This window comes from Methylobacterium mesophilicum, assembly GCF_036441335.1.
GTDB classification, from domain to species: domain Bacteria; phylum Pseudomonadota; class Alphaproteobacteria; order Rhizobiales; family Beijerinckiaceae; genus Methylobacterium; species Methylobacterium mesophilicum_B.
The window spans coordinates 1-9,294 of record NZ_MLBW01000038.1 but is presented as its reverse complement, the minus strand read 5'-3'; the positions used below and the strand labels follow the sequence as shown (position 1 = coordinate 9,294).

Here is a 9,294-nt window from a genome sequence, read left to right as displayed (position 1 = left end):
TGCCCTGGCGGGCGCACCGGCGGGCGCGCCGATCGTTCTGCTCGACCACCAGCCGGCGAACGCCGCCCGGGCCGCGGCGCGCGGGGTGGCGCTCCAGCTCTCCGGCCATACCCACGGCGGCATGATCCGCGGCCTCGACCGTCTGGTGGCGCGCGGCAATGCCGGGTTCGTCTCGGGGGCGTACCGGGTCGGGGCGATGCAGCTCTATGTCGGCAACGGCACCGGTCTCTGGCCCGGCTTCGCCCTCCGGCTGGGGCGTCCGTCGGAGCTCACGCGGATCACCCTGCGGACCGCCGCCTGACGCGGCGCGATCGCTTCGTCGCCCTCGGTGCGACCCGGCCGAGACCGGCATCGCTGTCGAATCGTGCCGTGCGGGAGGGGTGCGAGCAGAATCGTGACCGGAGCCGCTCGGGAGCCGCTGGGACCTCGGCTCCCGCTGCGCGGACGCCAGGCTACCGCCCCGCCCGAAGTCTCCGGCGATCCACCGGAAAGAACTCGGGCAGCTTCGTCATCGCGGCAGACCACGACATCCCGATCGCGACGCGGAGCGTCATCCGGGGTTGACGGAATTCGACAGATTGGACAGGTTCCAGTGACTAACCTGTGTTGCAGTCAGGGCGCCGATGTCCACTGATCTCCCCCAGGGTAGAGTCACGTTCCGCGGCCGCGGTCTGGCCTTCGCGCACGGCGCCAAGCTCGTGCTGAAGATCTGCCCTCTCTGCTCGCAGTGGAACGCGCCGCGGGCGGCCGACCTCGGGCAATGTGGCTGGTGCGCCTACACTCCGTCCGGTCGCGACGCCGAACCCGCGCCGAGCCGCCACGACACCGAGGTGATCTCGTAGACGCTACCGAGGCACCGAACGGGATGCCGCCCGTCGCGGCCACGCGGATGCGGCACGACCCGGCCGGTCCCGACGATCGGGGGCTGCGTGGAGAGATCCGCACCGCCGACACACCCCGCACCGCTCAGCTGTACTGAAGCTCGGCCCTGACCCGGGAGAGCTTGCGCAGGATCCGACGGATGTGCTCGCGGAGCATGAGGGTCTCGTCCGTCGGTGTCCCATCCGGAACCGCGGCCGACACATCCAAGACACTTACGGCCCGATACCGCATCCGCTCCTCCGCCCAACAGGATAGCGTGTCCTAGCAGCGACCCCCAACTAAAGCATCCATCATTTGATCGATTCCGCGCGCCCGACGCGAGCAAGTTTACGTAGATCGCTCAATTGACGCCTCAATGGGGTCGAGCAATAGAGTTTCCGCGCCATTCGATGCACCGGATCGCTGCCGGCACGCAATAATCCCGGCCCCTCTCAGCTTCGACCGCTCGGTCCGGTGGCGGACGCTGGCCGGCTTTATTGAGCGCGCGGCGCGGGCCGGAAGACGTTCTCCGCACCACGCGCTCGGCGGCGCCGACGATAGGGTGACCTGAGGCGTGTTCATCGCGCCTCGGCGCCCAGGTGACGCGCCGACGTCCCGGGCGCGGCCAGATCGGCATCGACCGTCCCGGCACGGATCGTTCAGGACTTCTGCGTCCGGGCGGTCACCGCGATCGGCAGCGCGGCCGCGTCCGGAGACTTCGCCCGCGCTAGCAATCCGCGGCCCGGCGCCCGATCTCGCTGTCGAGATAGACGGACCAATCCGACAAGGTCGTGAGCTGCGAGCCGAACATCTTGCTGACCTGATAGAAGCCGAGGGCGCGGTAACTCTCGAACTGGCTCTCCGAGAACCATTGGTTGGCCGTGCTCTCGTGCGGGAAGGTCGGGCTGGTCGCGCCGTAGGCGCGGACTTCGGCGGGGATGTCGTCCAGGAAGCTCGGCTTGATGTAGATCAGCGATGCCGCGTCGCGGGCGCCCGGGTACGAGATCGTACCGCGCGCGTAGCCCAGCGCACCGACGCGCTTGCCCTCGCGCTCGATCGCCGAGCGGGAGAGAATGCGCATCTCGCCCATCTGGACCTTCGCCAGCCCATCGACCTCGGCCTTCCGGATCACGTTGCCGAGGTCGAAGAAGGTGCAGTGCTCGTCCTGGCCCGCGTCGATCACCACGATGCGCGCGCAGCGCCGCCGCAGCATCTCGTAGACGCCGAGATTGTCGAAATGGCCGCCATCCGAGAGGTAGATCGCCTGCCGGACATCGGTGCTGCGGCCGCCCAGTTCGCTCAGGAGCGCGAGCACCGAGTTCGCCGGCTTGGCGAGCTTCAGGTCGTCCCGGCGCGCCACCGCGGGGTTGGGCAGCCAGGCGCCGAGCCGGACGTTGAACAAGGTCATCAGGAACGCGATCAGGCGCGACGAGTGATAGCCCCAGTTCGGGCTGACCGCGGCGCCTGAGATCGTCAGCAGACCGCCCAGCAGCGGTCCTCGACCCGCGCTGACACGATCGCCGCGCGTCTCCATCCCCGCATACTGGGACGTGCGGATGTAGGCCCCGCGCGGGCCGCCGGTGCCGGGCTCGTCGCGCGCCCTGTCGGCGCGGTCGAGGATCGCCGATCCGCAGGCGAAGGGTGTCGCGGTGAACGAGGCGGCCTTCCGCTCCGCCCACTCGGTGTGGATGAGATCCGTCAGGTTGAGCGTCATGTTGACGACGGGCAGCAGCCGCTTCTCCGTCCCGAGTTCGGCGATGCGCGGGCTGTCCTCCTCGTCGAAGTCGGTGAAGGGATCGGCGTCGCGCCGCGTCCGCGCCGAGCCGAGGAACCCCCGGGTCAGGCGGTTGCGGTAGACCCCGTGCATGGAGAAGCGGTTGACGTTGACCCGGCCGAACAGCCAGACGGCCCCGGCCAGGACCGCCGCCACCGCGACATCCAGGATCACGATCATGCCGTAGGGGTTGATGCCGCAGACGGAGCCGGCTTCCGCGCCGCCCAGCGCCCAGCGCGGCAGCAGGCAGTTGCCCCACAGGTCGTACGCCGAGCCGAGGAGGCGGCCGAGCCACCAGCCCATCAGCGCGAACAGGGTGATCCCGAAGACCGCGGCCATCGCGCTGAGGCCCATCATCACGAGGTCGTCCATCCGCCCCTTGGCGGCCAGGGACTGCGCGCGGACGAAGACCTGCTTGCCCAGGAAGGCGGCGGCCGGGCCGGTGGCGAGGGCGGCGAGCGCGCCGAACAGGGCGGGGATCTGCGCATCGTCGCGGCCGAGGGCGTTGGCGGACAGGACGAGGCAGCACAGGCACAGCCCCGTCCAGCCCATCGCGGCCAGCAGAAGCTGTCCGTCGACCCGCGCGACCCACTCGCGGTCGAGGTCGGCGCACTCGGCGCTCTTCCGGAACCCGATGAAGATGACGCTCTGGAGCAGGTGGATGACGATCAGCGCCGGCGGGGCCGCGTAGGTCAGGGTCTGCGAGACATTCGCATCTCCAGCGTCGAAGCTGGCAGCCCCGCCGACCAGCCAGTCGATGGCCGCGCCGGCGCAGAGACTGATCAGAGCGGCCGAGACGAGGCTGCTGGCGAGCCAGGGGCCGACATTCCGCTCGTACAGCCAGAGGCCGGGATGGCCCTTCCAGGTCTGCCAGATCAGGCCGCTGAGATAGGCCGCGACCTGCACGGCGAAGTAGGCGAGGCCCAGGCGGCACAGGGACAGGCCCGAGACCGGCAGCGGCTGCTCGAACAGCGCGCGGAGCGTGAACGGCAGCGCGAGGGCCCAGACGCAGGTCGGCGCGATGATCCAGGCCGCGATCCGCGCCGGGGACGCGTACGCCGTGACGTCGCCCGTCCGCGGCCGATGGCTCGGTAGGTGGATGCAGGCGCTGAACGTCGCGACGAACAGCGCGGCGCTGCCGAGCACCAGGGGCAGCCACAGCGTGCTGCCGCTCGCCGCCTCGAGCGCCGTCCTGTAGGCGAGCAGCGTGAGGGGAACGAACAGCAGCAGCGGGAAGATGATCAACCAGTTGAGGATCGTGTTCCGGATGTAGAGAACGATACCGGCCCACGTGTCCGACGACAGGATCCCGACTTCCGGAGTCAGGTAGTTCGTGTAGCGCCGCAGCTTGGCGAAGATCTCGTTGCCCGAGCCGCCGAGCTGGCGCTCGGCCTCGGCGACGCTGCCGCACTGCCGTATGAATGTCTGCAGCCAGCCGCCGGCGAAGCCGCCCCCCGATACCGTCGACAGGTAGTGGAACTCGCCGAGCATCCGCCGGCTGGCCAGCGCCTGCAGGGCGCCGAGGCAGAAGGTGGCGCTGCGGATCCCGCCGCCGGACAGGCACAGGGCGGCGAGCCGGGCCTGGTCGGCCCGCGCCTGCCAGGGCACGGGATCGCCGGCCTGCGGCGGCCCGCAGAAATGATCCATCTCCTCCTCGAGCGCCTGCTCGGTGTCGAGGAACCACGCGTCCCGGCCCGTCGTCACCGCGGGCAGATGATGCGGTGGGGTATCGGCCTCGATACCCGCGAGACTGGCGCTCATCGCTCCTCCTGTCGCCCCGGTGCCGGACCGTGCGGTTCAGCGGCCGCGATACGGGAACGACCGCGCCGCGGCCGGTCCGACGATTGACCGCCCGAACATTTTTCCGCCGGAGATCGGAACAAAACACGATAAAATTTTACAGTTTCAGTAACGGAGATATAGATCTTGTCGCCAAGAGCCGCCATGAAAGCGGCTCATCTGGATCAGACCTGCGGCCGATCAGGGCCGCAGCGTAGCGGACGGCTGAAATTACCGACTCTCTGAGCCTCACAGAAAAACTGTATTCGAACATCCTCCATTTGAAGGACGCGCGGGCGGGGTTGGACGTTTATTGAACTCGGCGAGACGCTTCGCGAAGGCAGGGTTCCCGCCATGTCCCAGGTGCGATCGTGACCCGCTCCCAGTCCGCCCGCCGGTCCGCCCGCGTCCTCGCGCTCACCGCGATCATCCTGGTCCCGGCACAGGCCGGATTGCGCGCCGCCGACCAGGGGCCGGGCGACGGGCCGGGCGACGGCCCGCACTTCCTCGATCAATCCTGGACGCCGCAGGAGCGCGCGTGGTTCTACCGGGCGAGCCAGGGCTCGCAGATCATGCCGTATGCCTGGTTCATGTCCCTGGAGCGTCCGGACGACGACGGGCTCTTCGTCGCGGACGGGCTCGCGCGCTTCGGCTACCTGCCGAACCCGTATGACGGGACGCGCGGATCGAACCGCAGCGGGCTTCCGATCGGCTTCGTGAAGGATGTCGACGATCGCGGCGAATGGATCGGCATGACCTGCGCCGCCTGCCACGTGAACCGGGTCGACCTGCGCGGCCGGTCGATCCTGATCGATGGCGGTCCGGCCGATGCCGACATGTTCGCCTTCATCGAGGAACTCGGCCGCGCGCTCGCGCGGACGCGCGACGACGCGGCGCGCTTCGACCGCTTCGCCCGCCGCGTCATCCCGGCGGAACTGTCGGCGCCGGGGGCGGGCCCGTCCGAGGCCGACCGCCGCCGCCTGCGGGCGAGCCTGACGCGGTTGGCCGAGGACTTCACCCGCTACGTCGCGTCGAGCCGGACCGCGGTGCCCTGGGGCCCGGCGCGCCTGGACGCCTTCGGGATGATCTTCAACCGGGCGACCGGCATCGATCTGGGCGACCCGCACAACATCGCCCCGCCCGACGCCCCCGTCAGCTACCCGTTCCTGTGGGACACGTCGTGGCACGACCGGGTGCAGTGGAACGGCTCGGCCGCGAACGGGCTCGCCGTCGAGCGGCTGGGCCGGAATGTCGGCGAGGTGCTCGGGGTCTTCGCCCGCGCCGACATCCGGGAGCCGACCCTGCCGCCGCTCTGGTTCGAGACCTCGGCGGACCGGGTCAACCTCCTGCGGATCGAGACCCAGCTGGGCGCCCTCACGGCGCCGGCCTGGCCCGACCGGATCGCGCCGCGCACGGAGGCGCAGGCCCGGGACGCCGCGGCCGGCAAGGTCCACTACGACCGGTACTGCCTGTCCTGCCACGCGCTCGCCCCGACCGGCGCGAACCGCGCGCTGACGGTGACCCTGACGCCGCTGGCGGAGATCGGGACCGACCCGAGGATGGCGACGAACGCCGTGTCCCGGCGCGCGCGGACCGGGATCCTCGAAGGGGTCCGGATGCCGTTCCTGGCGACGACGCCGCCGCTGGCCGCCGAGACGCGCAGCCTCGAACTCGTGGCCACGCTCGTCGCCGGCGCGATCCTGGCGCCGCTCGACCGCGGACCGGACCCGTCGGGCGTCGGGGCGGACCGGGCCGTGATCCTCGAGCGACTGCTCAAGCGCGGCACCGCCGCCCTCGAAGCCCGCAACGCGATGCTCGACGATGTCTCGACCGCCGGCGGCAAGGGCCTCGTCGCCGCGCTGGTCGGTGCGCGGAGGGACCGCGACCTGCTGGTCTACAAGGCGCGCCCCCTGAACGGGATCTGGGCGACGGGCCCGTACCTGCACAACGGCTCGGTGCCGAACCTGTACGAGCTTCTGCTGCCGTCCGGCCGGCGATCCCGGACGTTCCGCGTCGGCAGCCGCGAGCTGGACGAGGAGCGGATCGGCTTCCGGTCCGACGTCGGGCCGTTCCTGTTCGACACCGCGCTGCCGGGCAATGCCAATACCGGCCACGAGGGGCCGGCCTACGGCACAGAGCAGCTCGACGACGCGCAGCGCCGGCAGCTCCTGGAGTATCTGAGAACCCTCTAGACGCGCGGGTCCCGCGCTAACGATTCCCACGTTATCAGTATTGATTTGTCGTTCGATTGCATCCGTAATGGAACGACCGTTTTCGGCCCCTATCCGACTGACCGGACGGTTGGAGATCTGACACCAGTCAAGATACGCACTCACCGGGGAGCGTGGCCATGCAGGATCTCGAGACGTATTCGGTTCTGGTGGGGTCGATCTACGACCGCGTCGGCCAGCCGGAGGAGTGGTCGGCGCTCCTGGAAGACCTGACCGACTTCGTCGGCGGGCGGGTCGGCCAGCTCGCCGTGTTCAGCCTCGACGGCAACCGCAAGCCGCTCTGGGCGGTGTCCGGCTTCGAGCGGGCGCGCTACCGCGAATTCCTCTACCGGCACGCCACCGAGGATCCGCGCCTCCCCTACATCCTGTCGAATCAGGGCAAGGTCATCCGCGCCGAGGAGGGGGTCGACGCGGTGCAGTTCCGCGAGTCGGCCCTGTTCAAGGAGGTCGTCCAGCCCTTCGAGATCGAGCACAGCCTCGTCACCTACTTCGCCAAGGAAGCCGACGTCATGGCGACGCTCGCGGCGATGCGCGGCGAGGACGGCGGCCCGTTCCGGTCCGACGAGGTCCGGCGCCTGGCGATGCTCGTCCCGCACCTGCGCCGGGCCTTCGAGCTGTACGCGCTGATGCGGCAGGCCTCCGAGCGCACGTCCGATCTCGCCTCCGCCCTGGACCTGCTCGACGCCGCCGTGATCCTCACCGATTCCGACCTGCGCGTCGCGCACGCCAACCGCGCGGCCGAAGCGCTCGCCCGGTCCCGCACCGGCCTGTCCTTCGTGAAGGGCAGCCTCGTCCTCAAGGACAGCCAGACCGGGCGGCGGATCGCCCGCGCCGCCGGCGAGGCGCTCGCGGCCGCGAGCGGCGACGTGGCGATCACGCAGGCCGACCACATCACGGTGACCTGCGGCGAGAGCGGCGTGCCCTACCGCGTCTCGTTGCACCCGCTGTCGAAGCGGCCGGCGGGCAGCGGCTCGAAGGTGCGGGCCGAGCTGGCGATCGTGATCCGGACCGGGACCCAGAAGGCCCAGGAGAGCAACGCCGCGCGGCTGCAGACGCTGTTCGGGCTGACCGTCGCCGAGTCGATCCTGGCCAACGCGGTCGCTTCGGGGCGGTCCCTCGACGCCTACGCCCAGGACCGCGGCATCGCGATCTCGACCGCCCGCACCCAGCTGCGCGCCCTGTTCGCCAAGACCGAGACGCACCGGCAGGGCGAGCTCGTGGCGCGCCTGCGCGAGGGGCTGGACATCTCGCTCAACTGACCACCGGGCGCCGGGCCGGACCGCCCGCGCCGCGAAGATCCCTGGACGATCCTTGAAAGATCCTTGGAGGTCGTGCATGCGCGCCGCCGCTCCCGAGACGCCCTGCCTCGCCTTCCTGGAGGCCCTGCCGGTGGCGGAGCGCTGGCAGCGCGCCCGGGACTGGATCGCCCGCGCGCCGCGGCCCTTCTTCGCGCAGCTGCGCGCGCGGCGGACCGCCCTGGATTGCGGCGCGGCCATCCTGGTCGCCGGACGCGCGGAGGTCGAGGAGATCCTGTCCCTGCCGCAGGTCTTCTCCGTCGCGCTCTACAAGCCCAAGATGGGCGAGTTCATGCTGGCGCTGGACGGCACGGAGGTGAATTACCGCGACAAGGCGGTCATGCGCGCCGTGCTGTCCTGGCGCGACCTCCCGGCGATCCGCGATCAGGCAGGTGCCGTCACCGACGCGGCCCTCGACGCGGGCCTCGACGCGGGCAGCGGGACCATCGACGTCGTGGCGTCGCTGTCGCGCCTCGTGCCGCTGCGGATCGTGCAGCGCGTCTTCGGGTTCACGGCCCCGGATGCCGACCTCCTGCGCTGGTCGTACGCGAACCAGTTCGACCAGTTCAACAACCTCCCCTTCGACGAGCGCCCGGATGCCGAGGCGATCCACGCGGCGGCGGATCGGGCACGTCAGGAGATGCGGGCGGCCTTCGCCATGATCATCCCGGCGCGCGTCGCGGCGATCGAGGCCGGCGCCGATCTGCCCGACGATGTCCTCACCCGGCTGCTCCGGCTGCAACTGCCGGCGGCGACCGGCTTCGGCATGGACCGCGTCGTCATCAACGTCGGCGGCCTGCTGATCGGGGCCATCGAGACCACGTCCGAGGCCGTGGTGCGCGCCCTGGCCGAGCTCCTCGGCCGGCCGGAGGTTCTCGCGGCCGCGTGCGCGGCCGCCCGGACCGGACCCGCCGCCTTCGACGGCTACGTGTGGGAGGCGCTGCGCTTCGCGCCGATCGTCGCCTTCATGTTCCGCCAGGCGGAGACCGACCACGTGCTCGGCCGGGGCAGCCCGGCCGAGAGCCGGATCGCCAAGGGCCGGATCGTCCTGCCCCTCAGCCTGTCGGCGATGTTCGACGCGACCGGCGTGCCCGAGCCGGACCGCTTCGACCCGACCCGCCCGGATCAGACCTATCTCCATTTCGGCCGGGGCCATCACGAGTGCCTCGGCCGCTACGTGGCGGGCGCGATGATCCCGGAGATCGTTCGCCGCATCCTGCTCCGCGACGCCGTGCGGGCCGAGGGCGCGGTCGAGGACGGGGGCACGCCGTTCCCGACCGCGTTCCGGATCTCCTACGCCGGACGGCCGGCCGGCGCCGCCGCGCCCGGCTAGCCCGGCGCGCGGACAGGACGC

At 70.8% G+C, this 9,294-nt stretch carries 5 protein-coding genes and 1 pseudogene; 5 read left to right on the top strand and 1 reads right to left on the bottom strand.

Annotated features, from left to right (window positions below; genetic code table 11):
* Positions 1–301: pseudogene (locus MMR14E_RS28535) on the top strand (metallophosphoesterase); the annotation flags it as partial.
* 322 nt (positions 302–623) lie between these two features.
* Positions 624–842 carry a hypothetical protein gene (locus tag MMR14E_RS28530; RefSeq protein ID WP_331318986.1) on the top strand — a complete coding sequence of 73 codons (219 nt, stop codon included), beginning with the start codon at positions 624–626 and terminating at the stop codon, positions 840–842.
* 746 nt (positions 843–1,588) lie between these two features.
* On the opposite strand, the gene MMR14E_RS28525 is transcribed toward MMR14E_RS28530, so the two are convergent.
* Positions 1,589–4,396, bottom strand: coding sequence for a hypothetical protein (locus MMR14E_RS28525; RefSeq protein WP_331318984.1), 2,808 nt, complete (start codon positions 4,394–4,396; stop codon positions 1,589–1,591).
* A gap of 389 nt (positions 4,397–4,785) precedes the next feature.
* Between MMR14E_RS28525 and MMR14E_RS28520 the strand changes: the two genes are divergently transcribed.
* The 3 genes from MMR14E_RS28520 to MMR14E_RS28510 all read left to right on the top strand — a co-directional run bounded on the left by MMR14E_RS28520 (position 4,786) and on the right by MMR14E_RS28510 (position 9,273).
* On the top strand, positions 4,786–6,606 hold the full coding sequence (locus MMR14E_RS28520; protein WP_331318983.1) for a di-heme-cytochrome C peroxidase: 1,821 nt from the start codon (positions 4,786–4,788) through the stop codon (positions 6,604–6,606).
* A 158-nt stretch (positions 6,607–6,764) separates the two neighbouring features.
* Positions 6,765–7,904 carry a helix-turn-helix transcriptional regulator gene (locus MMR14E_RS28515; protein ID WP_331318981.1) on the top strand — a complete coding sequence of 380 codons (1,140 nt, stop codon included), beginning with the start codon at positions 6,765–6,767 and terminating at the stop codon, positions 7,902–7,904.
* A gap of 76 nt (positions 7,905–7,980) precedes the next feature.
* Entirely contained in the window at positions 7,981–9,273 is a 1,293-nt protein-coding gene (locus tag MMR14E_RS28510) for a cytochrome P450 (protein WP_331318980.1), read from the top strand.
* Positions 9,274–9,294 lie beyond the last annotated feature (21 nt).